Source organism: Nocardioides sp. Z13_37, from assembly GCF_058355585.1.
In genome coordinates, this window is sequence record NZ_JBZGDV010000002.1 from 336,246 (window position 1) to 363,142 (window position 26,897).

The 26,897-nt window shown below is 68.9% G+C and carries 26 protein-coding genes and 1 pseudogene; 21 read left to right on the forward strand and 6 right to left on the reverse strand.

What is annotated here, in order from left to right; translation table 11 throughout:
* The first annotated feature begins 140 nt into the window (after window positions 1-140).
* The 7 genes from AC4H2S_RS06590 to AC4H2S_RS06620 all read left to right on the forward strand — a co-directional run bounded on the left by AC4H2S_RS06590 (window position 141) and on the right by AC4H2S_RS06620 (window position 6,767).
* Window positions 141-1,262 (forward strand): ABC transporter substrate-binding protein, encoded by a 1,122-nt coding sequence (locus AC4H2S_RS06590; RefSeq protein ID WP_491496174.1) that lies wholly within the window; start codon window positions 141-143, stop codon window positions 1,260-1,262.
* A gap of 70 nt (window positions 1,263-1,332) precedes the next feature.
* Window positions 1,333-2,247 (forward strand): branched-chain amino acid ABC transporter permease, encoded by a 915-nt coding sequence (locus tag AC4H2S_RS06595; protein ID WP_491496175.1) that lies wholly within the window; start codon window positions 1,333-1,335, stop codon window positions 2,245-2,247.
* 3 nt (window positions 2,248-2,250) lie between these two features.
* Window positions 2,251-3,255 carry a branched-chain amino acid ABC transporter permease gene (locus AC4H2S_RS06600; RefSeq protein WP_491496176.1) on the forward strand — a complete coding sequence of 335 codons (1,005 nt, stop codon included), beginning with the start codon at window positions 2,251-2,253 and terminating at the stop codon, window positions 3,253-3,255.
* Window positions 3,252-4,163: an ABC transporter ATP-binding protein gene (locus tag AC4H2S_RS06605; RefSeq protein ID WP_491496177.1), complete on the forward strand. Its 912-nt coding sequence runs from the start codon at window positions 3,252-3,254 to the stop codon at window positions 4,161-4,163. Before AC4H2S_RS06600 ends, AC4H2S_RS06605 begins: the two co-directional genes overlap by 4 nt.
* A 37-nt stretch (window positions 4,164-4,200) precedes the next feature.
* Window positions 4,201-4,863 (forward strand): ABC transporter ATP-binding protein, encoded by a 663-nt coding sequence (locus AC4H2S_RS06610; RefSeq protein WP_491496178.1) that lies wholly within the window; start codon window positions 4,201-4,203, stop codon window positions 4,861-4,863.
* A gap of 18 nt (window positions 4,864-4,881) precedes the next feature.
* The gene (locus AC4H2S_RS06615) at window positions 4,882-6,051 is read left to right on the forward strand and encodes an alpha/beta fold hydrolase (RefSeq protein ID WP_491496179.1); all 1,170 of its coding nucleotides are present in this window, start codon (window positions 4,882-4,884) and stop codon (window positions 6,049-6,051) included.
* A gap of 41 nt (window positions 6,052-6,092) precedes the next feature.
* Window positions 6,093-6,767: a GntR family transcriptional regulator gene (locus AC4H2S_RS06620; RefSeq protein WP_491496180.1), complete on the forward strand. Its 675-nt coding sequence runs from the start codon at window positions 6,093-6,095 to the stop codon at window positions 6,765-6,767.
* Between the two features lie 275 nt (window positions 6,768-7,042).
* Here the strand turns inward: AC4H2S_RS06620 and AC4H2S_RS06625 are convergent, their stop codons facing one another.
* The 3 genes and pseudogenes from AC4H2S_RS06625 to AC4H2S_RS06635 form a co-directional block, all read right to left on the reverse strand.
* Window positions 7,043-7,345, reverse strand: a complete 303-nt coding sequence (locus AC4H2S_RS06625) for an IS3 family transposase (protein ID WP_491496747.1) — start codon at window positions 7,343-7,345, stop codon at window positions 7,043-7,045.
* Window positions 7,346-7,356: 11 nt separating this feature from the next.
* Window positions 7,357-8,535: pseudogene (locus AC4H2S_RS06630) on the reverse strand (IS3 family transposase).
* A gap of 478 nt (window positions 8,536-9,013) precedes the next feature.
* Window positions 9,014-9,163: a DUF6578 domain-containing protein gene (locus tag AC4H2S_RS06635; RefSeq protein WP_491496181.1), complete on the reverse strand. Its 150-nt coding sequence runs from the start codon at window positions 9,161-9,163 to the stop codon at window positions 9,014-9,016.
* A gap of 148 nt (window positions 9,164-9,311) precedes the next feature.
* On the opposite strand from AC4H2S_RS06635, the gene AC4H2S_RS06640 reads away from it, so the two are divergent.
* Window positions 9,312-9,494: a hypothetical protein gene (locus AC4H2S_RS06640; RefSeq protein WP_491496182.1), complete on the forward strand. Its 183-nt coding sequence runs from the start codon at window positions 9,312-9,314 to the stop codon at window positions 9,492-9,494.
* Between the two features lie 141 nt (window positions 9,495-9,635).
* Here AC4H2S_RS06640 and AC4H2S_RS06645 read toward each other — a convergent pair whose 3' ends face one another.
* Complete coding sequence (locus tag AC4H2S_RS06645; RefSeq protein ID WP_491496183.1) at window positions 9,636-11,354, reverse strand: hypothetical protein; 1,719 nt, start codon at window positions 11,352-11,354, stop codon at window positions 9,636-9,638.
* 455 nt (window positions 11,355-11,809) lie between these two features.
* On the opposite strand from AC4H2S_RS06645, the gene AC4H2S_RS06650 reads away from it, so the two are divergent.
* Genes AC4H2S_RS06650 through AC4H2S_RS06680 form a run of 7 tightly spaced genes read left to right on the forward strand, consistent with a single transcriptional unit; the run spans window position 11,810 to window position 15,428 of the window.
* Window positions 11,810-12,097, forward strand: a complete 288-nt coding sequence (locus tag AC4H2S_RS06650; protein ID WP_491496184.1) for a hypothetical protein — start codon at window positions 11,810-11,812, stop codon at window positions 12,095-12,097.
* Entirely contained in the window at window positions 12,097-12,951 is an 855-nt protein-coding gene (locus tag AC4H2S_RS06655) for a type II secretion system F family protein (RefSeq protein ID WP_491496185.1), read from the forward strand. The genes AC4H2S_RS06650 and AC4H2S_RS06655 overlap by 1 nt, the downstream gene beginning before the upstream one ends.
* Entirely contained in the window at window positions 12,948-13,889 is a 942-nt protein-coding gene (locus AC4H2S_RS06660; protein WP_491496186.1) for a type II secretion system F family protein, read from the forward strand. The genes AC4H2S_RS06655 and AC4H2S_RS06660 overlap by 4 nt, the downstream gene beginning before the upstream one ends.
* 23 nt (window positions 13,890-13,912) lie before the next feature.
* Complete coding sequence (locus AC4H2S_RS06665) at window positions 13,913-14,110, forward strand: hypothetical protein (RefSeq protein WP_491496187.1); 198 nt, start codon at window positions 13,913-13,915, stop codon at window positions 14,108-14,110.
* A 7-nt stretch (window positions 14,111-14,117) separates the two neighbouring features.
* Window positions 14,118-14,513, forward strand: a complete 396-nt coding sequence (locus tag AC4H2S_RS06670) for a TadE/TadG family type IV pilus assembly protein (RefSeq protein WP_491496188.1) — start codon at window positions 14,118-14,120, stop codon at window positions 14,511-14,513.
* Window positions 14,510-14,992 carry a hypothetical protein gene (locus tag AC4H2S_RS06675; protein WP_491496189.1) on the forward strand — a complete coding sequence of 161 codons (483 nt, stop codon included), beginning with the start codon at window positions 14,510-14,512 and terminating at the stop codon, window positions 14,990-14,992. Before AC4H2S_RS06670 ends, AC4H2S_RS06675 begins: the two co-directional genes overlap by 4 nt.
* Entirely contained in the window at window positions 14,985-15,428 is a 444-nt protein-coding gene (locus AC4H2S_RS06680) for a Tad domain-containing protein (RefSeq protein WP_491496190.1), read from the forward strand. The genes AC4H2S_RS06675 and AC4H2S_RS06680 overlap by 8 nt, the downstream gene beginning before the upstream one ends.
* Before the next feature lie 60 nt (window positions 15,429-15,488).
* On the opposite strand, the gene AC4H2S_RS06685 is transcribed toward AC4H2S_RS06680, so the two are convergent.
* Both AC4H2S_RS06685 and AC4H2S_RS06690 read right to left on the reverse strand, forming a co-directional pair.
* Window positions 15,489-16,145 (reverse strand): response regulator, encoded by a 657-nt coding sequence (locus AC4H2S_RS06685; RefSeq protein WP_491496191.1) that lies wholly within the window; start codon window positions 16,143-16,145, stop codon window positions 15,489-15,491.
* The gene (locus AC4H2S_RS06690; protein WP_491496192.1) at window positions 16,142-17,344 is read right to left on the reverse strand and encodes a sensor histidine kinase; all 1,203 of its coding nucleotides are present in this window, start codon (window positions 17,342-17,344) and stop codon (window positions 16,142-16,144) included. Before AC4H2S_RS06690 ends, AC4H2S_RS06685 begins: the two co-directional genes overlap by 4 nt.
* Window positions 17,345-17,454: 110 nt before the next feature.
* Here AC4H2S_RS06690 and AC4H2S_RS06695 point away from each other — a divergent pair, with 110 nt between their 5' ends.
* From AC4H2S_RS06695 to treZ, 6 genes are all read left to right on the forward strand, one after another.
* Window positions 17,455-18,189, forward strand: coding sequence for an ABC transporter ATP-binding protein (locus tag AC4H2S_RS06695; RefSeq protein WP_491496193.1), 735 nt, complete (start codon window positions 17,455-17,457; stop codon window positions 18,187-18,189).
* A complete protein-coding gene (locus AC4H2S_RS06700) occupies window positions 18,186-20,117 on the forward strand; it encodes an ABC transporter permease (RefSeq protein ID WP_491496194.1) in 1,932 nt (643 codons plus the stop codon). The genes AC4H2S_RS06695 and AC4H2S_RS06700 overlap by 4 nt, the downstream gene beginning before the upstream one ends.
* Before the next feature lies 1 nt (window position 20,118).
* A complete protein-coding gene (locus tag AC4H2S_RS06705; protein WP_491496195.1) occupies window positions 20,119-20,538 on the forward strand; it encodes a hypothetical protein in 420 nt (139 codons plus the stop codon).
* A gap of 73 nt (window positions 20,539-20,611) precedes the next feature.
* Window positions 20,612-22,792 carry a glycogen debranching protein GlgX gene (gene glgX, locus AC4H2S_RS06710; RefSeq protein WP_491496196.1) on the forward strand — a complete coding sequence of 727 codons (2,181 nt, stop codon included), beginning with the start codon at window positions 20,612-20,614 and terminating at the stop codon, window positions 22,790-22,792.
* Entirely contained in the window at window positions 22,789-25,134 is a 2,346-nt protein-coding gene (gene treY, locus AC4H2S_RS06715; RefSeq protein ID WP_491496197.1) for a malto-oligosyltrehalose synthase, read from the forward strand. Before glgX ends, treY begins: the two co-directional genes overlap by 4 nt.
* Entirely contained in the window at window positions 25,134-26,897 is a 1,764-nt protein-coding gene (gene treZ, locus AC4H2S_RS06720) for a malto-oligosyltrehalose trehalohydrolase (protein WP_491496198.1), read from the forward strand. Before treY ends, treZ begins: the two co-directional genes overlap by 1 nt.

The window sequence follows — 26,897 nt, forward strand, 5'->3', positions numbered from 1 at the left end:
ATCTCGGTTTAGCGAAAGATTAGGGAACCCCCGACTAGGTGCTTGACACCTATCAAACGACCCATCAATGTATACAGCACACGTCGAAGTGAGACGTCTGTCACTCTTCTGAAGTCTCGGCCAACGAAAAGGATTACGTCATGAAGTTGCGCAAATTGGGACTCGTAGCCGTCCTGGCCGGCGGTCTCGTTCTGTCGGCCTGCGGCGGCGATGGAGGTGACTCCGCGTCCGGCTCCGACAAGGTCACGATCGGCTGGATTGGTCAGCTGAGCGGCGCGCAGGCCGCCTTCGGTCAGCATTCGACCCAGGCCATCAAGATGGCCCTCGAGGACATCGAGAAGGACGGGGGCCCCGAGATCGAACTCATCTATGAGGACAACGAGAACGCCGACCCGGCTAAGTCAGTCACCGCGTTCCAGGGCCTGATGTCCAAGAAGCCGGTTACTGTGATGAGTGGTGGCAGCTCCGTCGTCATCGCGATGGCGCCGCTGGCCGCACAGAACAAGTTGATGCTCGCCAACATCGCTGCCCAGTCGCCTGAGCTCACCGGTGACGACTACCCCTGGGTCTACAACTTCATCCCGACCGGCAAGGCCGAGGCGACCGACCTGGCTCAGCAGATCTTCGACTCCGGTCTTACCAAGGTTGCAGTCGAGATGGTCGACGCCGACTACGGCATCGACACCAGCGAGGTCTTCACGGAGGTGTTCGAGGACCTGGGCGGTGAGGTCGTGGCGACCGAGCGCCACGACTTCGCGAGCACCGACATGCGCGCCCAGTTGCGCAAGGTGAAGTCGAGCGGCGCCGAGGCCCTCGTCGTCTGCGCCAACGTCACCGAGGTCGGCTATGTCGCCGCGCAAGCCAAGGAACTCGAGCTCGGTCTGCCCCTCTTCGGCTACACCTACGCCCTATCGCCCGACAACTTCAAAGTCGCCGGAGACGCGATGAACGGGATGCGAGGCGTCGCGGTGAACTTCGACTCGACTCAGGGAGCCGGCAAGGACTTCGCCGAGCGCTACGAGGCGAAGTACGACATGCCGCCCACGACCTATGCCGCGATCTCATACCACACAATGCGCATCCTGGCGGACGGCATTGAGGAGGTCGGCAACGACCGCGAGGCACTCATGGACTACGTCGCCAACCTGAGCGGATTCGAGGGTGTCATGGGTACGACGGCTATGGGCGATAACCGTGAGGTCGAGATCCCGCTCAGCCGCTGGGAGATCGACGACTCCGGCCAGGTCGGTTCGTGGAGCTGACCACTCATCCAGCCGCCACGTCAGCGGACCGCGGTGGTCCGCTGACGTGGCACTCACAAAAGGAACTGACGTGGGCCTCGACCTGATTGCCAGCGGCTTCTTTGAGGGAGCGCGCATCGGCCTCCCAGCCCTGGGCTTCGCCCTGATCTTCTACACGACCAAGGAGCTGCACTTCGCCTTCGGAGCACTGAGCACGGCGTCGGGCTACGTCTACTTCCAGTTCGCGATCGAGTTCGGTACTCCCGCGCCCATCGCCATCGTGGTCGCCCTGGTCTGCGGCGCAGCAGCCGGAGCCGCCGTGCAGTACTTTTGCTATCGGCGGATGCGCGACCACCTCGGCGTACTGCTCTTCTCGTTCGGTCTCGCGATCATCATCGAGAACGGCCTGCACCTGATTTACGGACCCAGCGAACAGGTGCTCCCTCAGAGCACCCTGACCAAGGCCATCAGCGTGAGCGACGTGGTCGTCGGTCGCTACATCGACGTCGTCACCCTTGCCTCATTCCTCCTGGTCTGGGTGGTGCTGTGGAGCATGTTGGAGCGGCACCGGGTCGGCCTCGCGGTCCGCGCGGTGATGAAGAATCCCGAAATGAGCGAGCTCGTCGGTATCCGCAGCACCCAGATCAAGGTCCTGGCCTATGCGATCGGTTCGGGGGTCGGAGCGATCTCCGGCATGGCCGACATCGCCCGCACCGGCATCAAGCCCACGTCGGGCTTCGACATCATGCTCTTCGCGTTCATCGCCACCATGCTCGGCGCCGGCAACCTCAATCGGGTCGCCGCCTGGAGCATGGGGCTCGGGGTCTTCATGGCTCTGGTCGCGTGGAAGTTCCCGACCGAGTTTCGCATCCTGCTCGCCTTCTCGGTGATGCTCGTCTACCTGGTCCTCCGACCCGGTGAGAGTGGCACCGGTGGGGTCAAGGGGATTGGGCGAACGGTGCGCTACACCGCGGCCAGCAGGGCCGCCGACCGAGTGAAGGCCTGACTCATGGACTACTTCCTGACCCTGACCATTTTTATGTCGGTGGGCGTGATCCTGGCGATGTCGCTCAACCTGGTGATGGGCTACACCGGACAGGTGACCATCGCCCACGCTGGCTTCATGGCGGTCGGTGCCTATGCTGCCGCGATCATTGCGATGCGAGCAGAAATCAACATGATCTGGGCGATCATGCTCGGCGCACTCGTGACGGCAGCTGCCGCGGTCATCTTCGGCCTCGCGACGGCGAGCGCAACTGGTGACGAGTTCACCCTCGTCTCGTTCGCCCTGCAGATGGTGATCATCGAGATCATTAGCCGGTGGGCGTCGCTTACCCGGGGAACCTACGGCCTCGCTGGCGTTCCGCGGCCGACTGTGGACGGCGTACCGATGTACGACCTGGTGCAGTTCACCTCGGTCATCCTGGCCTTCACCGCCGTCGCCGCTGTGGTGCTTATCTATCTGGGCCGCAGCCAGTACGGCCTCGCGCTGCGGGGCCTACGGGAGAGCGAGCCGAGCATGCGTGCATTGGGGCGAAACACCACCACGCTGAAGATCTCGGCCGTGGTGATCTCCGCGCTGTTCGCCGGTCTCGCCGGCGGGATGCAGGCCAGCATGGTCGGCTTCCTGTCGCCCGACTCGTTCGGGGTCATGATCTCGGTCATTGCGATCGCGTACCTGGTGGTCGGCGGCCTCGGGAATATGCCGGGCGTCCTGGTCGGCGCGATCTTCATGCTGAGCCTCCCTGAGCTCATCAAGGAGCTCGAGCTGGTCCCAACCAACCTCATCGGGCCGGTCAACCAAATCGTCTACGGCGCGGTGCTCTTGCTCTTCATCTCGATGCGTCCACGCGGGTTGTGGCCAGAGCACCCCCTACTGCGAATGTCGCGGTTCCTCCGGCGCTCCGGCATCCAGATGTCTGACACCCCGGAGTCTGGCACACCGACCGCGGCCGCCACCTTCAGCACCGCTGACGCCAGCCCCGACACGAGCACGGCAGGAGTGACACGATGACCGAGACGAGTGTGCTTCGACCCACGAGTGGCAAGGACAGCGCGGCCGGAACGGCGGCCGAGGATGGCACCACTATCCTCGAGGTGAAGAACGCCTCGGTCCGGTTCGGCGGACTGGACGCGCTCAAGGACGTCTCCGTCCATGTTCCGTCGGGGAAGATCACCGCACTCATCGGCCCCAACGGTGCGGGCAAGAGCACCTTGCTGCACGCGATTTCAGGCTTCCAGACGCTGACCTCGGGCGAGATCTGGTTCCGCGGGCGAGACATCTCCCTGATGCGCGCCCACCAGGCGCTCGCGCTGGGCATGGCACGAACGTTCCAAGACCTCGAGGTCATGCAACGCCTCACCGTGGCTGAGAACGTCATTTTGGGCTTCCCGGCCCCGATGAGCGAGAAGCTCTGGCGGCTGTTCCTCACCCCCCGGGCCTGCATGCGGGAGAAACGGCAACTCATGGCCAGCACGGCCGCCATCCTCCACGAGGTAGGTCTGCTTGACCGGGCCGATGTGCTTGCCTCCGATCTGTCCTACGGCGACCAGAAGATGCTCGTGCTGGCCCGGCTGCTCGCCACGGAGGCCGACCTGCTCATGCTCGACGAGCCGGGCTCCGGCCTGCCCGCCGCCCACCTGGACAGGATTGGTGGGCTCCTCGCCAGCATCGCTGCGCGGGGACGGACCGTCGTCCTGGTCGACCACAACATGGACCTCGTCATGACGTACGCAGACCACGTTGTCGTCCTGCATCACGGCCAGGTGATCGCCACCGGGACCCCCGCCGAGATCAAGCGCAACGCACAAGTGATGGCTACGTACTTCGGCCGCACCAACGACACAGAGTCAGCCGAAGTGTCCGGGACCCAGATCAACACCAAGACCGAGACGGCTGAGCGGGGCGAAAATGCTTCTTGAAACCCGAGACCTATGCGCCGGCTACGGACGTCGCCAGGTGCTGAACGCCGTCAACATGGTGGTCGAGCAGGGCGCCATCACGGTGATCCTAGGCACCAACGGCGCCGGAAAATCGACTACCCTGCGCGCCCTGATGGGCTCGGCCAAGGTCACCTCCGGCGAGCTCACCTTCGACGGCCACCAACTGCGCAACCCATCGGTGGCCTCCAACGTGGCCAGGGGCATGTCGCTCGTGCCCGAGGCCGGAGGAGTGTTCCGAGAGTTCACCGTGAGCGAGAACCTCCGGCTCGGCGCCTACACCGTCCGCGACTCCGCTTTGGTCCAGGAGCGCCTCGACCTCGTGCTAGAGGTCTTCCCCCAGCTCTCGGACCGGCTCAAGCAGCGTGCCGGGACGCTGAGCGGTGGTGAGCGCCAGATGTTAGCCATCGGACGCGCCTTGATGTGCGGACCCAAGCTGCTGATGCTCGACGAACCATTCCTCGGTCTGGCTCCCTCGGTCAATGACGTGGTGGTCGACGCCCTCCAGCGCCTCAACCAAGAGACCGGCCTGACCCTGCTAGTCGTCGAGCAGAACGTCCGGATCCTCGACATCGCCACACACGCCTACGTGTTGCGACTCGGCGAGATCCTGATTGACGAATCCGAACCGCAGCGCTTGGTGAGCGACACCGGACGTCTCGAAGAGTCACTTATCGGCTGAACCTCGACCACACAAGACGTGACGAAGATCGACGACCTAGGAGATGGCGTGACCCAGACAGAGCTGCTTGGGATCCAGATGCAAACCAGTGACCGCATCGACGTCTACTCGGGCGTGGCCCGGATGGCGGGCAAGATCTGGGGCTCCCTGCACCGTGCGGAGCGACCGTCCAAGACGGTGGCGCTGATCGTGCATCCCGCGTCGAACTTTATGGGCCACTACCTCCTAGAGCCGCTCGCCGCCCGTGGCATCGACGCGGTCGGGCTGGCGACGCGCTACATCGGCAATGACAGCACGCTCACGATGGAGAACTGCGTGCTCGACATCGGCTCGGCGATCAGCTTCCTCCGCAACCGCGGCTACGGAAAGGTCGTGCTGATCGGCAATTCAGGTGGCGGTGGTCTGTCCGCGCTCTACCAGAGCCAGGCCGAGTCGCCGACGATCACCGAGACGCCAGCCGGCGACCCGCCCGACCTGACCAAGGCCGAACTCCCTCAGGCCGACGCGCTGCTTGAGCTTATGGCGCACCCGGGACGCGCGCAGGTATTCGTCGATTGGCTCGACCCGGCCATCCGCAACGAGCTTGACCCCTTTGACCGCGACCCAGACCTCGACCTGTTTAGTGGCAAGATCAAGCCGCCTTACGACCAGGAGTTCCTGGAGCGCTACCGGGCAGCGCAGCTCGGCAGGAACCGCCGGATCACCGCCTGGGTTCGCGATCAGCTCGCCCACCTCGAGAAGAAGGGAGGCGAACTCGCCGACCTCCCCTTCCTCGTGCACGGCACAACGGCCGATCCCCGATTCCTCGACGTCACCATCGACCCGTCGCATCGCGAACCGGGCACCATGTGGGGCCCCACCGAGGTGGCGAACATGATGCCGGCGTCGCTCGGCCACTTCTGCAGCCTCCGGTCCTGGCTGAGCCAATGGAGCATCGACGACACCAACTGCAACGGCCCGCTGCACCTCGCACGCATTTCCGTGCCTGCGCTCATTATGTACGGCACCGCGGATCAGGTCGTGTTCCCAAGCTATGCCACCCAGATGTACGACGCCATCACCCACGGTGAGAAGGCGCTGGTGCCGGTCGACAAGGGACTGCACTACCTGACCTCCCAGCCGGACAAGATGGACTTCGTCGCCGATACAGTCATCCAATGGCTTTCCGACTACGACCTCGTTCGATGAGCGCCCTCAGACGCCCGTGCGGAAGCACATAGGGCTCCGCCGTGGCACGAGCAGCCGAGGCCGCCTACGCGATGATTCGCGAGGGCATCCTGTCAGGCGAGCTGAAACGTGGCACCCGACTCCGTGAGGAACAGCTCGCCCACGAGGCCGGTGTCTCCCGAACCCCCGTCCGTGAGGCCCTGCGGCGTCTGGACGCCGAAGGACTCGTCGAGTTCGTGCCCAACCGAGGCGCCCGGGTCACGGCGTGGTCGGCTCGCGAACTCGAAGATCTCTATGAGATTCGGGCGATGCTTGAGGGACATGCGGCCTCACTGGCTGCCCAGCGCATCACGCCCGAAGAGGTTGATGCACTCGCCGACCTGGCTACCCAGATGGAGACCGCCAAAGATCTCGGCGTTGTGAAGACACTCAACAGTGAGTTCCACTGGCTGATTGTCCACGCCTCGCGCAACTCCCAGCTCGACTCGCTCGTGCGAGGCATCGTGGACACGCCCCTTGTGCACCGAACCTTTGAGCACTACTCCGCCGACCGCCGTGCGGCTTCACACATGCACCACCGAGAGATCGTGGCTGCCTTGCGGGTGCGGAACAGTGCGTGGGCCGAGTCGATGATGCGAGCGCACATCATGGCTGCGCAGACGACCGTGGTCGATGCATTAGGGAAGGACCCCGACGGAGAAGTTGACCACGATCTCCCCGATGAGCTGGACGGGTAGCCCAGGGCAATTGGGTCAGGAGTGGCCGAGCTGCTGCGCGGCGGTGTCGGCGCCGGCACGTTCGGAGATCAGGGTGGCCACGGTCTTGCGGAACGTGTGAGCGGGTGGCCCAGTCCAATTCGGTGTTCTGCCGGACCTCGAACCAGCGGCGTTCCCTGTTGGTGACCTGGTGCCAGGTGCCGTTGCGAGTGGGTCGACGGGCTCACCATGGTCCGCGAAAGGGGCTCGGCGCGTTTGCCTGACCAGACGACGACGCAACTGCCCGAGGCTGCCATTCATTGGTCATTTGCAAGTTGTAACTCCGCCAGAACGGGTCTTGCGCCTGCATCGTAAGGAAACTCAGGACACAGTCGATGGCAGAGCCCCGCGGGGTGGTGGGCTTTGAGGTGATCTGTCGCGTGCCGGGTCCAGTGGAGGCTCTGTACTAACGCGCCAACGGTAGTCGGCGCGATGTTGTGCCGGTAGTAGTTGTCCTCGAACTCGATCGGTGGGACGAGTCCGATCTCGCCGTGAAGGCGTCGGTGGTTGAACCAGTCGATGTACTCGGCGACGGCGATCTGGGACTGCTGAACGATCAGGGGACTTCTGACTACGCTGCCTGATCGGCGGCCTTGCTCATGATGAGTTCGAACTCGATGGGGGGTCAAACGTCCGAGCCGTTCTTGGCGTCGGCGGCGGTGGTAGGTCCGCTCGATCCAGGTCACGATCGCGATGCGGAGTTCCTCGCGGGTGGTCCATCGCTTCCGGTTCAGGACGTTCTTCTGGAGCAGCGCGAAGAAGCTCTCCATGGCCGCGTTGTCGCCGGCTGAGCCGACCTGGCCCATCGATCCGAGGAGCTGATGGCACCACAGTTCCTGCTGAAGCTTCCGCGCACGAAATTGCGACCCGCGGTCCGAATGCAGCGTGCACCCGGCCACCTTCTGCCCATCGACTGCTCGTCGGGCGACGGCATTGTTGAGGGCGTCGGCGGCGATCTTGGACTCCATCCGGTCACTGATGGAGTAGCCGACGATGCGGTTGGACCACACGTCCTTGATCGCGCAGATGTAGAGCTTGCCCTCGTCGGTGCGGTGCTCGGAGATGTCGGTCAGCCACAGCAGGTTCGGGCCCGCCGCGGTGAAGTCTCGACGGACGAGGTCGTCATGGGCCGCGACGCCGACCTTGGCCTTCTTGCCGCGCTTCTTCTTCCCGAACACGCTCCACCAGCCGTTGTCCGAGCAGATCCTCCACACGGTGCGTTCGCTGACCTCGTGGCCGGCATCGGTGACCTCATCGAAAAGGAACCGGTAGCCGAACTCGGGGTCGTCACGGTGGGCATCGAAGATCGCGTTGGCCAGATACGCCTCGGCGTAGTCGCTGTCGGTGATCGGCTTCGCTCGCCACCGGTAGTAGGCCGAGCGGCCAAGCCCGAGCACTTCCAGGGAGACCTCAGCAGGCACACCGCTCGCCGCGAGGTCTCTCACGAGCGGGTAGAGCCTTTTCCCGGAAGGTTCGCCTGCGACAGGTAGGCCGCAGCCCGGCGCAGGACCTCGTTCTCTTGCTCCAGTCGCCTGATCCGGTTGCGTGCGGCGCGGAGTTCGGCGGCCTGGTCCTTGGTGACACCGGGCTTGATGCCGTCCTCGACATCGGCTTGGCGCAGCCACTTCGACAACGTCACCGGATGCACACCGAAGTCGTGCGCGATCTGCTCGAGAGTCTCGCCCGGCCCACGGTCCCGGGCGACCCGGACCACGTCTTCCTTGAACTCCTTGGGATACCTGCCAGCCACGACGGACCATCCTTCCAGCCAGGACCCTCGTCCTAGCCGATCTGGAAGTCCCCTATTCGTTCAGCAGACCCATATGACGGGGAGGCCGTCGCTGATGTCGGTCTGGTTTCTAGTGCAATGACTGGTCGAAGGCTTGACTGGTAGCCGTCCGTGGCCCTCGCGACGCGCGCGTCGCGGCGGAAGGACGCACTCATCGCGTCAGATCCAATGCCCGGCGGCTACTCCTCATCGAGTTGGAGCCCCGACGATCCACCCGTCAAATGTGACGGCGTCCCGTGCATCGTCGGGCTTCTCCGGAGCCCAAGGATCGGCGTGGTCGACTTCGGTCAAGCGACCGGACCGAGGACGGGGGCGAGCACGGTGCCGGCTCCTTGTATTTCCGGGACGCGTCGGCATCGCACTTCATGGATGGAGGTCACGCGCTCGGAGAGCGACCTTGTGTGCACGTCGTCCTCCTGGTGGTGATCTTCGTGGTAGATCACTTCATCTGCCAACTCGGGCAGATGAGGTCGATCCACGAGTCCGGACCGCCCGTCTGCGTCATTGACCACGACACCTCGGATCCGAGTTGGGAGTCCTCGCCGCAGCACTGCTGTTGCCAAGCGTCGACCCACACAACAACCGACATGCCCGAAGACTCCCATGAACACTGGCATCGGCAGGGCCGCACGTTCCCGACAGGCGGCGCTGTGACCCCCTGGTAGGGACGCTCCTCGTACCTCAGAACCAGATTTCGCAATCTCGACAGTCAGCCGCCGCAGGTGTCTGATCGGATCATGACGACCTTCTATGACGATGTCATCGGCGAGATGCGAACAATGCAGGAGCGCATCCGCTACATCCGCGATCGCTACTGCGATCCAAAGTCCAACGCGAACCCGCGCTACCTCGGTCTCTCGAACGCAGTTGCTGGACTGACCAAGGCCATCTCAGACATGGAGGCCGAGTCATCTGCCTAGGACCGGAGCTATGCGGAGGGGCACACGCGACGGTTTGACGTACTTAACTGTAATGCATTGTCGACCCTCTCGCGAAGACCGTAGGCCACAGCCGACGCAGTGTCTGGCCTAATCAACTCGGATCTTTCGACGCCTTGTGTTCTAGCGGACCTTAACCTTCACCCACTTCGAGGGGTTCCCGGCACGGTCTCTTACTCGCACGAAGACCTTGGCTCCGGCGAGGCGAACCTTCGCCTTCGGCTTGTAGACAAGCCATCGCCCGGGCCGGCCCTTATGGGTGGCGATCTGCATTGTGTCGACGCCGGAGGTCTTGTCCTTCGCCTTGAGCTTCAGCACGACGACGCGCTTGCTGCCGGGCTTCGCCGGGACGGCAAGGCGCTGGTTGGCGCCCTTCATTGCGGATGCGCTGGCGCGCAGGACCTTGGGCTTCGTCTCGTCCAAGATGATGTCGTCCTGGTACGTCTCCGCTCCAGACGTTCCGCCGACGAAGCGAACGTAAATGGTCTTGGGGAGTCGTTCCGGGCCGGAGGACTCCAGCGTCCACGCCAGCTGGTCGTTCAAGGCAAGGTTGCCGAAAGTCCCGAACCCACCGTCATTCGACACCCAGGCGTGCGTGGCGAAGCGCGGCCACCGCGCCGTCACGATGACGTTCGGATCGTTGGTGAACTGGGCACCACCGTTGATGGACACGCCGAGGGGCCCGGCGGGTGACAGCTTACGCACGTCGACTTCGACCGACGCCACGGACGAACCACCTCCCGATGCGATCACACGCACTGCTGGGCGCCGGAAGCCCGGCGTTGCGAACGACGCACTAGTCGTAGGGGATGTGCCCGACGGCGTCTCGAAGCTTCCGTTGCCGTCCAGGTCCCACTCGTAGCCGACGATCTTGTTGAAGGCCGCAGACGACGCGGAGGCGTCCAGCTGCACGGACGCGCCCGTGTTGATGACGGACTCTGCTGCCTTCAACATCGCGTCAGGCGTCGTCGGATCGATTCTCGCCAGTGGCATGTTCTGGTACCCGACCGCCCACACCACACCGCTGCTCGAAACCGCCAAGTCGCTGACAAAGTCCGAAGCGGGGGCGTAGTCACTCAGCAGCTGTCCCTGCGCATCGGAGCGGTGAAGCTGGAACGAGTGTGGTCCGGCGACACCGCCGGGCGCTCGGCCAGCCGCGCCGTAGAGGTCGCCGTTAGGTCCGACGGCCACGAGAGCGCCGAAGTCATTCAACTGGCGCACCTGCTGTCCGTCAGCCTGGTACTCGTGAGCGTTGTGGTCGGTAGCCACGATGAGGTTGCCGTTGGGAAGCGCGGCTAGGTCTCGCACCGGCTGCTCGCCGACCGGATAGCTGGTAGTTGCCGAACCGTCCTCTGCGTCGAGCCCGTAGACGACGTTCGCAGCCCCCGTGTCGGACCGGACGCCACCCACCCAGACAGTGTCGCCAGTCACTGCGACGGTGCCTCCTACGACTGTGGACGTCGACCACGTGAGCGCGCCGGAGGGTTCGATCCGCGACACGCTTGCCTGCCAGAGCAGCTTGTCGTAGTCGAACCAGTGAGAGGTCGCGAACATCACGCCTGCCGAGTCCAGAGCAAGCCCGGTGATGCCGTGCGGTAGCGATGCCACGGTGCGGATCAGCGCTCCAGATTCGTTGAGCTGGCGGATGGTGCCCGTCTTGTCGCCGACGAAGACAGCTCCGCCGGTGCCGGTCGCAACCGCGGGTCCCTCCTGCTCGCCCGCGGGGCCCGGAATGCCGGGGACCGGAGTGGTCTGCGCGGTTGAGGGGCCGAGTGCGGTTCCAAGAATGGCGAGAGAACCAAGTGCGGTGCCTACGACTCGTGCGGGGCGAGAGATCCACATGCCTGCACCCTAGGCGGGATAGTTCTTCTACGTCGCAGCTTTGCATGGACGGGCAAATCTAGCGGTGAACAGCAACTCGAAAGTCGGCGGCCCTGATTGGAGGCCCTGGTTGGAGGCCCTGCTCGGCCCTTGTGGCCGCTTCCTCCTACATGTTCCTTTACTGCCTGTTAGCGGAGCCTGAAATGCTCGTCGATCTTGCCGCGGTCAGCAGCGGCGTGATGCGGCACGTATACAGCGACAGCCGCTTAGTATTGACCACCTCCATCCACGGGACGTGCCTTGGCCCTGCCCGACTCCCAGGTTGGCGCGCACCACACCGCACCTTCACGCGGCGCAAGGGGCTACGTCGACGGTGACAGGCCGCGCCAGCACGGACCGTCAGCGAGCGAGGTGGAGCCGCCGCGACTCGCCTCGATACCAACAGGTTCAGAACGTGTCTGCACACCCCCTTTGCGATGTTGGCGGGCGACAACATCTCGGCGCGCTTCGTGGTGCCGACGGTGGCAAGCAGCGTGGACATCGTGGTGCACCTGGGCCTCGGCGCCGACGGCGTACGTCGGGTCAACGAGGTGGTGTCGGTGCCCGGCCGGGTGGAGGCCGACATCATCGAGGTCGAGCCGATATTCGTGCGCCACGGCGGCGAGCTGCGTCGCACCGGGGGCGTGCCGGCACGGGTCGAGCGCTACGAACGGGTGGGGATCGACGTCCACCAGGTGCTCGCGTCCGAGGAGGGCGGTCGCTGATGGGCGCGCTCGTCGGCCTGGGGGTGGGCGTCGGCCTGCTCCTGATCTGGTCGGCGTTCGTCCTGCCGCGGCGGCCGAGGTCCGGAGCGCCGACCTCGACGGCGCTCGGCCGCCTCCTCGGTCGTGCTGGGCTCTCCGACGTCACCCCGGCGAGCGTCCTGGTGCTCTGCGCGGTGCTCTTCGCGGTCGCCTTCGCGCTCGTGCAGGCCGTCTCGCGCACCCCGCCGGTGGCGTTCGCGTTCGCTGCCATGGCGGCCTACCTGCCCATCGCCGTGCTCCGCCAGCGCGCCGTGCGGCGGCTGCGCGAGTTTGCCGAGGTGTGGCCCGAGGCGGTCGACAACCTTGCCAGCGCCGTGCGGGCCGGTCTCTCCCTGCCCGACGCCGTCGCCGCCCTCGGCACCAACGGGCCGGAGGCCCTGCGCGCCGACTTCGCCCAGTTCGCGCTCGACTACCAGGTCACTGGGCGCTTCAGCGAGTGCCTCGACCGGCTCAAGGACCGGCTCGCCGACCCCGTCGGCGACCGGGTGATCGAGGGCCTGCGGCTGGCACGCGAGGTCGGTGGCGGAGACCTCGGGCGCCTCCTGCGCAACCTCTCCGGCTTCCTGCGCGACGACGCGCGCACCCGGTCCGAGCTCGAGTCGCGGCAGGCCTGGACGGTCAACGGTGCCCGACTGGCCGTGGCGTCGCCGTGGATCGTGCTGCTGCTGATGTCGTTCCAGACCACCGCCATCCGGCAGTACGCCTCACCCGGCGGCGTCGTCGTGCTCGGCATCGGGTTCGGGGTGTGTGTGCTCGCCTACGCCGCGATGATGCGGATCGGCCGGCTGCCGACCGAGAAGCGGATCCTGTCGTGAGCACCGCGGTCTGGGGCGCGTTCCTCGGCGGCACCGCCGGTGCCGGCCTGCTGCTGGTCCTGACGCGGGTCGCGGTGCTTCGGCGCCCGCTGCTCTCGGTGCGCGTGCTGCCCTACCTGCGCGACGTCCCACGTCTCGACGAGACCGCGGTCCTGCGGCCCACGGTGACCACGCCGACCTCGGCGGCCGCGCGGATCTTCGGGCCATCGCTGCGCCGGGCAGCCGACGTGGTCGAGCGGGTGCTCGGCGGGAGCGCGTCGGTGCGCCGCCGGCTCCAGCGCGCCGGCCTCGACCGGACCGTCCAGGACTTCCGGACCGAGCAGGTGGTGTGGGGCCTCGTCGGCTTCGCGACCGCTGCCGCGGTGGTCCTGCTGCGCGCGCTCGGCGGGGTCGGCGGCGTCGCGTCCGGCCTGGTCTTCTGCCTGCTCGGGTTCGTCGGCGGCGTCTTCCTGCGCGACAACCGGCTCAGCACGCAGGTGAAGAACCGCGAGCGCCAGGTCCTCGTCGAGTTCCCCACCGTCGCCGAGCTGCTGGCCCTGTCCGTAGCAGCCGGGGAGAGTCCCGTCGCAGCGCTCGACCGGGTCGTCCGCCGCAGCAACGGCGCCCTCTCCGACGACCTCGCCCAGGAGCTCGCGCGGATCCGCACCGGCGAGCCCGTCGGCGCCGCCTTCGAGTCGCTCGCGCGCTCCACCGGGCTGCCGATCGTGGCCCGGTTCGCCACGGGCATCACCGTGGCGATGGAGCGCGGCACCCCGCTGGCCGACGTCCTGCATGCCCAGGCCGCCGACGTACGCGAGGCGGGTCGGCGCCTCCTCATCGAGACGGCGGCGCGCAAGGAGATCGCGATGATGGCTCCGGTCGTGTTCTTCGTGCTGCCGGTGACCATCCTGTTCGCCTTCTACCCGGGCGTGCTCGGCCTGCGCCTCACCACCCCCTGACGCCTCCAACGAAAGGACACACCATGCCTCCATCCATCTCGGGACCACTCCTCCACCTGCTCCTCGACCTCGCGGGCCGTCGGCGCGACGACCGCGGCGACGTCCCGGGCTGGGTGATGGTCACGCTGATGACCGCCATCGTGGTGGCTGCGCTCACTCCCTTCGTCAGCGACGAGCTGCGCTCGCTCCTGTCGAGGGCGTTCTCGATGGTCAGCGGCTAGGACGGACGTGCTCCGCGGCACCCGCACCAACGAGCGGGGAGCAGCGGTCGTCGACTTCGTCCTCGTCCTGCTGGTCCTGCTGCCGCTGGTCATCGGCATCCTCCAGCTCGCGCTGGTGCTGCACGTCCGCAACACCCTCGCCTCGGCCGCGGCCGAGGGCGCCCGGCACGCCGCGGTTGCCGGGTCGTCCGCACCTGCCGGCCAGGCCAAGGTGCACGAGCTCGTCGACGGCGCACTCTCGCGCGACTTCGTCCACACCGTCGCCGTCCGGCCCGCGCTGGTCGGGGGCGCGCCCGGCTACGTGGCCGTCGTCGAGGCCGAGGTCGGCCTGCTGGGCTTCGGTCGCACCGGGGTCCCGATCCGCGTCTCGGGCCACGCGGTCGCGGAGGTGACGACCCCGTGAGCCCGCGGCTGGCCGGCCCGCGGGGTGACGAGGGCTCGGCGCTGGTCGAGCTCAGCTGGCTGGCGATCATCCTGCTGGTGCCGCTGGTCTGGATCGTGATCTCCGTCTTCGAGGTCCAGCAGGGTGCCTTCGCCACCAGCGCCGCCGCGCGAGCGGCCGGGCGCGCGTACGCACTCGCGCCCGACGACGCGACCGGCGCGCGGCGAGCCGAGGCGGTCGTCCGCCAGGTCCTCGCCGACCAGGGCACGCCGGGCCAGCGCGCCCGGGTGACCGTGACCTGTGACTCCCCGGCCGGCAGCTGCCACGTCGGCACGTCGGTGATCACCGTCCGCGTCGACTCCGGCGTCGACCTGCCGTTCTTCCCCTCGATCCTCGGCCGGGGGGCGGCGAGCTTCTCCCTCGACGCGACGCACACGGTCCCGATCGGGCAGTACGTCGAGTCCGGCGACCCCGACGACGAGAGCGCGGCGGATGAGTGACCGCGACGAGCAGGGCCAGGTCACGCTGCTGATCATCGGCTTCGCGAGCATCCTGCTCATGGCGATCGTGGTGGTCATCGACGCGTCGGCCGCCTACCTCCAGCGCCAGGGTCTCGACAACCTCGCCGATGGCGCCGCCCTCTACGGCGCCGATCTCGGATCGGCCGGCATCTACGAGCAGGGCCTCGACGGCGAGCGGCTGACCCAGCAGGAGGCGGCGGTCGAGGCCGCGGTGCGCGACTACCTCGTTCGTGCCGGCGCCGGTGCGAAGTACCCCGGCATCGACGTCGGCGTACGCGTCGACCCCGTCGGGCGTTCGGTCACCGTACGACTCAGCGCGCCCCTCGACCTCCCGCTGACGATCCCCGGCTCGCCGGCCGATCCCGTCGTCGGCGCAAGCAGCACCGCTGCCGTGACGGTGATGCCGGGCGGCTGATCCCCGCATCGCGGGGGCCGGGCGGCCGACGGCACGCCGCCCCACCTCGGTCGATCCGAGCTAGGAGCCCGGTCCCTGCAGGTAGGCGAGGACGGCCATGACGCGGCGATTCTGGTCCTCGTCGGGCGGCAGGTCGAGCTTGGTGAGGATGTTGCCGACGTGCTTCACCACGGCGAACTCGCTGACGAAGAGGCGCGAGGCGATGGCCTGGTTGGAGAGCCCCTCGGCGAGGAGGGCCAGGACCTCGTGCTCCCGGGGAGTCAGGCGGGTCAGGGGGTGGGTGCTGGTCCTGAGCAGCTGGGTGACCACCGAGGGGTCCAGCGCCGTGCCACCCGCGTGCACGCGGTGGATGGTCTCGAGGAACTCCGCGACGTGGGTGACGCGATCCTTCAGCAGGTAGCCGAACCCCGCGCCGGACGTGGAGTCGACCAGGTCGGTGACGTAGCTGCGCTCGACGTACTGGCTCAGCACGATCACGGGCAGGTCGGGATGCCGCTCACGGAGCCGGGTGGCCGCGCGCAGGCCGTCGGCACCGAGGTGCGGCGGCATGCGTACGTCGGTGACGAGGATGTCGGGCCGGTGCCTTTCGACCGACGCGGTCAGGGCGTCGGCGTCCCCCACGGTGTCGACGACGTCGAGATTGCCGAGGCTCAGGATCGCCTTCAGTCCTTCACGGAGCAGGGCGTTGTCCTCGGCGAGCACCACGCGCAGCGTCATGGGTGGGCCCCGATCGCTGCGGTGATGGTCGCGCGCGTCGGACCCCCGGCGGGGGAGTGGAGCGCGAGGTCGGCGCCGATGGCCGCCAGGCGGTCACTGACGCCCGTGAGGCCGGCGCCGGCCGGGTCGGCGCCTCCGCGGCCGTCGTCGGTGACGGTGACGGTGACGGTGTCGTCGTGCCTGACCACGCCGATCTCGACACGGTCAGCGTGCGCGTGCTTCGTGACGTTGCTGAGCAGCTCGGCGGTGGCGTAGTAGAGGGAGGCCTCGACGTGTGGTGGCAGGCGCGCGCCGAGCCGGTCATCGATGGTGACGAGCATGGGCGCCGCGCTCGTGAGCTCGCCCAGGGCGGCGACGAGGCCATGGTCGTCGAGCACCTGGGGATGGATGCCGCGCACGAAGCGGCGCAGGGTCTCCAGCACCGACAGCGACTCGCGCTGCGCCTGGGCCACGAGTGGCCGGGCCGAGTCCTCTTCCGACATGGCGGCCAGGGCGAGGCCGAGGGTCATGGACACCCGCAGCAGCTCGGGCTGCACGCCGTCGTGCAGGTCGCGCTCGATGCGGCGGCGTTCGACGTCGAACGCGTCGACGATCCGCGCCCGGGACGTGGTCGCGGCGACGAGGTCGCGCTCGAGTCGTTCCTCGCGGCCGACGAGCACGCTCTGCGCCAGGCGGGAGTCGAGCGCCGCGAGGCGCGGGGCGCCCGCCAGGACCGCGCCCAGGCAGCCCAGCCCGACGAGCGCGACGCCGACGGCCGGCGCCGGGTCGGCGATCTGCCAGGGGCCGAGGTCGACCCGGTCACCGCCCGAGACCAGCCACGGGGAGATCGCCGCCACCCCGGCGGCGAGCACGACGAGCAGGACGATCGCAGTGCCCGCGGACCGGACGGTGAGCGTCGTGGCGAGCCAGGCCAGGGACGGGCCGTCCAGCCACCCCGTCGGGCGCACCGGAGTCCGCAGGCGTCGCCGCGACCGCGCGGCGAGGGGGCGGGCCGTCGCGACGGCCAGCAGGCCTGAGAGCACGAGACCGGTCACCAGGAGGGCGAGCCCGGCGACGCGGTCCGGACCGAGCAGGGCCCGCTGCCCCCCGAGGACGCCGGGGACGAGGCCGACGGCCATGACCAGCCACACCGCCAGGACTTCCAGACCGCTCACCGCGAGACGGAGCAGGGCGAGCACGGCACCTGGTCGTCCGGGCATGGCGGCCATCATAGGAGGGGACAGGACGCCCGGACGGTGTGGCTGGCCATACCTTCGATGCGGCAGCTGGCGCCAGTGTGCACGGACCGGATCCGCTGTGGACTGGAGCCGTGAACACCTCAGTCCTCACGATCCGTGACGTGAGCCGTCGCTTCGGCACCCGTGACAACGTCGTCCATGCGCTCCGCGGCGTCTCGCTGGCCTGCACCTCGGGCACCTGGACCGCGGTGATGGGGCCGTCCGGATCGGGCAAGTCCACGCTCCTGCACTGCGGGGCGGGCCTCGACCGCCCCAGCGACGGAGGGGTCACCCTGGCCGGCCACGACCTCTCGGCGCTGGACGACGACGCGCTGACGCAGCTGCGTCGTACGACGATCGGCTTCATCTTCCAGGGCTTCAACCTCATCCCCGCGCTGACGGCGGAGCAGAACGTCACGCTGCCGCTGCGCCTCGCCGGACGCAAGGTGGACACGGCCACCGTCCGGCGGGTGCTCGCCGACCTGGGGCTCGGCGACCGCGTCACCCACCGCCCGCGAGAGCTCTCCGGCGGCCAGCAGCAGCGGGTGGCGATAGCCCGCGCGGTCGTCACCCGACCGGCCGTGCTGTTCGCGGACGAGCCGACCGGGGCGCTCGACAGCGCCTCCGCCTCCACGGTCCTCGACCTCGTCCGCGCTCTGGTCGACCGGCACGGCCAGACGGTCCTCATGGTCACCCACGACCCGGCGGTGGCCTCCCGCGCGGACCGTGTCGTGTACATGCGCGACGGCCTGGTGGTCGACGAGGCGAGCGGCGAGTCGTCGGCACAGATCGCGGCCCGCCTCGGCGGGCTGGAGCAGCTGCGATGATCGGCCTCACGGTGCGGGTGCTCCGGGACCGCTGGCACCTCCTCCTCGGCACCTTCTGCGCCATCGCGATCGGCGTCGCACTCGTCCATGCCGGACTGTCGATCGCCAGCACCGTCGCGTCCGCGTCGCCCCCGGCCGACCTGTCCGCTGCCGAGCGGGGCGCGTACGAGGCGCGGCTCAGCGGTGCGAACACGCTCAACGGCCTCGCGAGCATCCTCGGCGTCTTCCTGACGGTCTTCGTGGTGCGCTCCACCGTCGACTTCGCGATCACCGAACGACGACGAGAGCTCGCGCTGCTGCGGGTCGCGGGGCTCAGGCGGCGCCAGCTCCGGCTGCTGCTGCTCGGGGAGGCCGCCCTGCTCGGCGGAGCCGGTGCGGTGGCGGGGGCGGCCCTCGGCGTGGTCGTCGCTGCGATCCAGACCAGGATCTTCGTGGGCATGGGGGTCCTGCCCGACGACGTGCACGTGGAGTGGAGCACCGCCCACCTGGTCGCCGACGCGGCGGTCGGCATCGGGGTCGCGGTGCTCGGTGCGCGGACCGCGAGCAAGCGGGCCACCCGGATCACCCCGCTGGAGGCGCTGCACCGTCGCGGCGCGGAGGGCTCGACGATGACCGTGTCCCGGTGGGTCTGGGGGACGCTCGGCGTCGTCGGCACTGTCGCCCAGATCGCCGCTGCGGTGACGGTCGGCGGCCTCCTCGGGCCGCTCGTGCTCGCCCTGGGGATCATCATCACCGGCTCGATCGCCATGAGCCAGCTCAGCCCGCTGCTGGTCCCGCTCCTCGCATGGCTCGTCGGCCCGGCGGTGCGCGACCCACTCGGCCGGCTCGCGCTCGCGAAGATCCGTGACGACGCACGCCGTGCCGCCCAGGTCGCCGCGCCCCTCATCGTCCTCATCGGCCTGGTCGCTGGCCTCCAGGGTCTGCTCGACACCCAGACCAAGGCCGGCCAGCTCGAGATCGCCAACCTCACCAGCGCCGACCTCATCGTCCGCACCCAGGGCGATCCGTCGCGACGAGTCGCCGCCGTCGAGGGCGTCGCCAGCGCCGACACCGAGGTCGAGGTGCCGGCGAAGGTCGAGATCACCCAGGACGGCGTCGTCAGTGTGCTCCGGGGGACGGTCCTGGCCGTCGATCCGTCCCGGTTCGCAGCCATGCGTCCCCACCCTCCGCGCAGAGGAAGCTTCGCGGCTCTCGACGCGCGCCACATCGTCCTCGGGCCGGGGGTGGAGGACGAGCGGATAGCCCGGCCCATCGGCCGCATCGCCGTCACCGTCGGCGGACGGACCCGGATCCTGCGCGAGGCCGCGCGTACGGGCGAGGGCCTGGCAGCAGCGGACTGCTGCTACGTCGCCCGACAGGTGGTCCCGGAGCACGTCCTGGCCAGGTCCCCCTCCACCGTCCTCGTGACCCTCGACCGCGGAGCCTCGCCCGAGCAGGTCCGCACCGCTGTCGAGGCCCTCGCCCTCGGCGAGGTGACCACGCCGGAGGAGGACGCCGAGGAGCGCACCGCGGGCAAGGACGACGAGAACCGGGCGGTCATGGCGGCCCTCGTCGGCGTGGGCAGCGTCTACGCGCTCATCAGCCTGCTCAGCACCCTGGCCATCGCCATCACCCAGCGTCGCTCCGAGCTCGCCGTCGACCGCCTCTCGGGCATCACCCGCCGGCAGGTCGTCCGGGTCGTCCTCACCGAGACGGCCGCCGTCCTGCTCATCGGCCTCGTCCTCGGGACCGTGGTCTCCGTCGCCGCGCTGGTCGGGCTGTGGGTCGCGACGTGGCGCCAGCTGGGGACGCCGGTCGTCGCGATCCCCTGGCAGCTGCTCGGCGGCATGAGCGTGACCGTCGCCCTCCTGGCCGCGGGGACGGCGACGGTCGCTGCACTCGTCGCGACCAGGCGCCTCCCCATCCACGACATCGCCAGCCAGGAGTGACATGACGCGCGTGACCAGGACCACGATCGCGGTCATCGCGACGCCGGCCGCGCTCGCAGCCCTCTCGGCGTGCGGCAGCGGCGAGCACACCGAGTACACCTCGTTCCCCTACTCGGGCCGCACCCTCGAGATCACCAACGACAACGACAACATGCCGGTCTCCCTCAGGTCGGCCGACACCGACCGGGTGACGGTCAGCGTCACGACCACGACGGCGGTCGGCAAGGACGCCGTCACCCCTGCCTGGACCCTCGCCGACGACACCCTCGACCTCGGCGATCCCTGCACCCACGGCTACATCGGCATCTGCGAGGGCAGCTACGTCGTCACCGTGCCGGACGGGACACGCGTGACCATCAACGGGAAGGGCGTGCCCACTGCCTCCCGCAGCCAGCCAGGTCTCCCGCCCGACGGCCGGTGATGGTGGTCACCGGTCCCACCCCATCGAATGAGGCATGGGTGACTACCGGCGAGTCGCCGGTACGTTTCGTCGCATGATCGAGAACTGGCCCGGCACTGCCTATCCTCTGGGTGCCACGTTCGACGGCACCGGCACCAACTTCGCGCTCTTCAGCGAGGTCGCCGAGCGGGTCGAGCTGTGCCTGTTCGACCCCGACCCGGACGCCCCCGGCGGCTTCCTCGAGACCCGCCTCGAGGTCACCGAGGTCGACGCCTACGTGTGGCACTGCTACATCCCCACGGTGCAGCCGGGCCAGCGCTACGGCTACCGCGTGCACGGCCCGTGGGACCCGTCGCGCGGCCTGCGGTGCAACCCCAGCAAGCTGCTGCTCGACCCCTACGCCAAGGCGACCGCCGGCGACATCGACTGGGACCAGGCGCTGTTCTCCTACAACTTCGGCGACGAGGACAGCCGTAACGACGACGACTCCGCCGCGCACATGACGCACGGCGTGGTCATCAACCCGTTCTTCGACTGGGAGGGCGACCGGCGCCTCGACATCCCCTACAACGAGTCGTTCATCTACGAGGCGCACGTCAAGGGCCTGACCCAGCTGCACCCCGACATCCCCGAGGAGCAGCGGGGGACGTACGCCGGGCTGGCCCACCCGTCCATCACCGCCCACCTGCAGAAGCTCGGCGTCACCGCCATCGAGCTGATGCCGGTGCACCAGTTCGTGCAGGACTCGACACTGCTCGAGCAGGGCCTGCGCAACTACTGGGGCTACAACACCCTCGGCTTCTTCGCCCCCCACGCCGACTACGCCTCGAGCAAGCAGGGCCAGCAGGTCCAGGAGTTCAAGGCGATGGTCAAGGCGATGCACAGCGCTGGCATCGAGGTCATCCTCGACGTCGTCTACAACCACACGGCCGAGGGCAACCACCTCGGCCCGACGCTGAGCTTCAAGGGCATCGACAACGCGGCCTACTACCGCCTCGTCGACGACGACCAGCGCTACTACGTTGACTACACCGGCACCGGCAACACGCTCAACGTGCGCCACCCGCACTCGGTGCAGCTGATCATGGACTCGCTGCGCTACTGGGTCACCGAGATGCACGTCGACGGCTTCCGCTTCGACCTCGCCGCGACCCTGGCCCGCGAGTTCTACGACGTCGACAAGCTGTCGACCTTCTTCGAGATGGTGCAGCAGGACCCGGTCGTCAGCCAGGTCAAGCTGATCGCCGAGCCGTGGGACATCGGCCCCGGCGGCTACCAGGTCGGCGGCTTCCCGCCGCAGTGGACGGAGTGGAACGGCGCCTACCGCGACACCGTGCGCGACTTCTGGCGCGGCGAGCCGTCGCTGGGCGAGTTCGCCTCGCGGCTCTCCGGCTCCTCCGACCTCTACGAGCACTCCGGCCGGAGGCCATTCGCCAGCATCAACTTCGTCACCGCCCACGACGGATTCACGCTGCGCGACCTCGTGTCCTACAACGAGAAGCACAACGAGGCCAACGGCGAGGACAACAACGACGGCGAGAGCCACAACCGCTCGTGGAACCACGGTGTCGAGGGCCCGACGGAGGACCCCGAGATCCTCCAAGCGCGCGCCCGCGAGCAGCGCAACTTCATCGCGACCCTGCTGCTGAGCCAGGGCGTGCCGATGCTGCTGCACGGCGACGAGCTGAGCCGCACCCAGCACGGCAACAACAACACCTACGCCCAGGACAGCGAGATCAGCTGGGTGCACTGGGACGAGGCGGACGGGCCGCTCATCGAGTTCACCGCGGCGGTCGCCCGGCTGCGCGCCGAGCACCCGACCTTCCACCGCAAGCGCTTCTTCACCGGCAACACCGTGCGCACCGGCGACGGCGAGCGCCTCAACGACATCGTGTGGCTCGACCTCGACGGCGAGCCGATGGAGGACGGCGACTGGGAGGGCGGCAAGGCGATCGGGATGTACCTCAACGGCAACGGCATCGCCGGCAAGGACGCCCGCGGCGCCACGATCACCGACGACCACTTCCTGCTCTACTTCAACGCCGACGGCCCGGCGCAGGTCACCCTGCCCGCGGAGGAGTACGCCGCAGCCTGGGACGTCGTGATCGACACCAGCGGCAACCCCGACGCCGACCCGACGCTCCAGGCCGGCGCCACCTTCGACCTCGACACCCACAGCGTCGTCGTCCTGCGCGAGCACTCCGAGCCGGAGACCAACCCCGACCACTCAGTGGCGGCATCACTGGCGGCCCGCTCGGGTACGGACGCCTCGTGACCGACGCCCCCAGTCCCAGCCGGCCCGAGCGGCGTACGCCGCACAGCACCTACCGCCTCCAGGTCAGCCCCGAGTTCACGCTGTACGACGCGACCCGGGTGCTGCCCTACCTGCACGACCTGGGCGTCGACTGGGTCTACCTGTCGCCGCTGCTGGCCTCCGAGCCCGGCAGCACCCACGGCTACGACGTCGTCGCCTTCGACCACGTCGACCCCGAGCGCGGCGGCGCCGAGGGCCTGGCCGCGCTGTCGGCGGAGGCTCGGCGCCTCGGCATGGGCGTGCTGGTCGACATCGTGCCCAACCACGTCGGCATCGCCACCCCGGCGGAGGACCCGTGGTGGTGGGACGTGCTCAAGCTGGGGCGCGAGTCCGAGCACGCGTCGGCGTTCGACGTCGACTGGGCCGCCGCTGACGGGCGCATCCTGATCCCCGTGGTCGGCGACGACGACGAGGACGCGATCCACCTCGCCCTGTCGGAGACGGGGGAGGGCGAGGTGCGCTACCACGACCAGCGCTTCCCGCTCGCTCCCGGCACGTCCACGCTCGAGGAGCAGCACTACGAGCTGGTCAGCTGGCGCGCGGCCGACGACGACCTCAACTACCGCCGGTTCTTCGCCGTCAACACCCTCGCCGCGGTGCGGGTGGAGGACCCCGAGGTCTTCGCCGAGACCCACGTCGAGGTGAAGCGGTGGTTCGACGAGGGCCTGGTCGACGGCCTGCGGGTCGACCACCCCGACGGCCTGCGCGACCCCAAGCGCTACCTCGACGACCTCGCCGCCCTCACCGGCGGCGCCTACGTGCTGGTCGAGAAGATCCTCGAGCCCGGCGAGCACCTGCCCGCCGACTGGGCGACCGCCGGCACCACCGGCTACGACGCGCTCGCGCTGATCGACCGGGTGCTCACCGACCCGGCCGGCGAGGCGCCGCTCACCGTGCTCGAGGACCGGCTCCGCGGCACGCTCGTCGACTGGCAGCAGATGGTCCACGACAACAAGCGCGCCGTGGCCGACGGCATCCTGCACGCCGAGGTGCTGCGGATCACCCGCGAGGTCGAGCGCGTGCTCGGCTCGCGCGAGCAGGAGGCCGGCCCGGGCGCCGATGCCGACTCCGTGGCCGACGCGGTCGCCGAGCTGCTCGCCTGCTTCCCGGTCTACCGCTCCTACCTCCCCGAGGGCCGCGAGCACCTCGACCAGGCGTTCGGCGCCGCGCGTGCGCACCGCCCCGACCTCGAGGCGACGTACGACGTGCTGGAGCCGCTGCTCAACGACGAGTGGGGCCAGCCGGCGCGCCGCTTCCAGCAGACCTCCGGCATGGTGATGGCCAAGGGCGTGGAGGACTGCTCGTTCTACCGCTGGTCGCGGCTCACCTCGCTCAACGAGGTCGGCGGCGACCCCTCGATCTTCTCCATCGGGGTCGACGACTGGCACGAGGCGATGGCCGCGCGGCAGCGTGACTGGCCCGACGCGATGGTGACCCTCTCGACCCACGACACCAAGCGCGGCGAGGACGTCCGCGCCCGCATCACGGTGCTCGCCGAGGAGCCCGGCCACTGGGAGCGGGCGCTCGACGAGCTGCTGCGGCTCGCGCCCGTGCCCGACCCGGGCTTCGGCTCGCTGCTGTGGCAGGCGGTGCTCGGCGCAGCCTGGACCTGGGAGACGCCGGACCACCTGCCCGACCTGCGCGAGCGGCTCCACGGCTACGCCGAGAAGGCGATGCGCGAGGCCGGCGACCGCACCACCTGGACCGAGCCCGACGAGGCGTACGAGAAGCAGGTGCACGCCGCGGTCGACGCCGTCTTCGACTCCGAGGAGGTGCGCGGGGCGCTCCTCGACCTCGCCGCGCGGATCGACGAGCCCGCGCAGGCCAACGCGCTCGCGGCCAAGCTGCTCGCGATCACGATGCCGGGCGTGCCCGACGTCTACCAGGGCAGCGAGCTGTGGGAGACGTCGCTGGTCGACCCCGACAACCGCCGTCCCGTCGACTTCGACCACCGGGCCGCGGTGCTGGCCGGCACCGCCGAGGACGACGCCGCGACCAAGCTGCACGTCACCTGCACCGCCCTGACGCTGCGCCGCGAGCGCCCCGAGCTGTTCACGACCTACGCCCCGGTGCTCGCCGCCGGGTCGGCCGCAGACCATGTCGTCGCGTTCGACCGCGGTGGCGCGATCGCCGTCGCCACCCGGCTGCCCGTCGGGCTCGCCGCCGCCGGCGGCTGGGGCGACACCGCGCTCGAGCTGCCCGAGGGCCGGTGGCACGACGTGCTGACCGGCGTCGACACCGACGGCCGGCTCGCCGACCTGCTCGCCGTCCACCCCGTCGCGCTGCTCGTGAGGAACGACTGATGCGCGGGCCGTTCGACGTCTGGGCACCGCGGCCCGAGCGCGTGCGCCTGCAGGTCGCCGGCGACGTGGTGGAGATGGCCCGCGGCGACGACGGCTGGTGGAGCCCCACCGCGCCGGTGCCGTCGGCGGGCGACTACGTCGACTACGGCTACCTCCTCGACGACGACCCCGACCCGCGCCCCGACCCGCGGTCGCGTCGGCAGCCCGACGGCGTGCACGGGCTGTCGCGGCGCGACCTGACGACCTACGAGTGGCGCGACTCCGACTGGACCGGTCGCCAGCTGCCCGGATCGGTGATCTACGAGCTGCACATCGGCACGTTCACCCCGGAGGGCACGTTCGACGCGGCCGCCGGGCGGCTCGACCACCTCGTCGACGTCGGCGTCGACCTCGTCGAGCTGATGCCGGTCAACGCCTTCAACGGCACCCACAACTGGGGCTACGACGGCGTCGGCTGGTTCGCCGTTCACGAGCAGTACGGCGGGCCCGACGGCTACCGTCGCTTCGTCGACGCCTGCCACGCCGCGGGGCTCGGTGTCGTGCAGGACGTCGTGCACAACCATCTCGGCCCCTCCGGCAACTACCTCCCGCTGTTCGGCCCCTACCTCAAGGACGGCCGCAACACGTGGGGCGACCTGGTCAACCTCGACGGCGAGGGCTCGGCCGAGGTGCGCCGCTACATCCTCGACAACGTGCGGATGTGGTTCGAGGACTACCACGTCGACGCGCTGCGGCTCGACGCCGTGCACGCGCTCAGCGACACCTCCGCGGTGCACCTGCTCGAGGAGATGGCGATCGAGACCGCCGCCTGGTCCGCCCACGTACGCCGCCCGCTGACGCTGATCGCCGAGTCGGACCTCAACGACACGCACCTGGTGAGCCCGCGCGAGGCGGGTGGCTACGGCCTCGTCGCCCAGTGGAGCGACGACTTCCACCACGCCGTGCACGTCGCGCTGAGCGGCGAGACGACCGGCTACTACGCCGACTTCGAGCCGCTCGAGGCGCTGGCCAAGGTCTGTGAGAAGGGCTTCTTCCACGACGGCACGTTCTCCTCGTTCCGCGGGCGCGACCACGGCAAACCGGTCGACACCGAGCACATACCGACCTGGCGTCTCGTCGTGGCCAACCAGAACCACGACCAGGTCGGCAACCGCGCCCGCGGCGACCGGCTCGCCGAGCACCTCGACGACGACCAGCTCGCCTGCGCGGCGCTGCTGACGCTGGCCGGGCCGTTCACCCCGATGCTCTTCATGGGAGAGGAGTGGGCCGCCTCGACGCCGTTCGCCTTCTTCACCTCCCACCCCGAGCCCGAGCTCGGCAAGGCCACCGCCGAGGGCCGGATCGAGGAGTTCGCGAAGATGGGCTGGGACCCCGCGGAGGTGCTCGACCCGCAGGACGTCGAGACGTTCCACAGCTCCCGGCTCGACTGGGACGAGCGGTCGCAGGGTCGTCACGCGGTGGTGCTCGACTGCTACCGGCGGCTGGGGCGGCTGCGTCGCGAGCTGCCGCAGCTCACCGACCCGTCCTTCGGCTCGGTGTCGTGCACCGTCGAGGGCCGGGTCTTCACCATGGCCCGCGGCGACCTGCTCGTCGTGGTCAACACCGGCGAGGAGCCCGCCACGGTCGAGGTGGGGGAGCGCGACGTGCTCTTCGAGACGCCCGCAGGCGTCGAGGTCGGCGGCGGCACGCTGAGCGTGCCGGGCCACGCAGGGGCGCTGCTCGGCCCCGCCACAACTTTCGCCCGACCCACCGCGTCTCCCTGA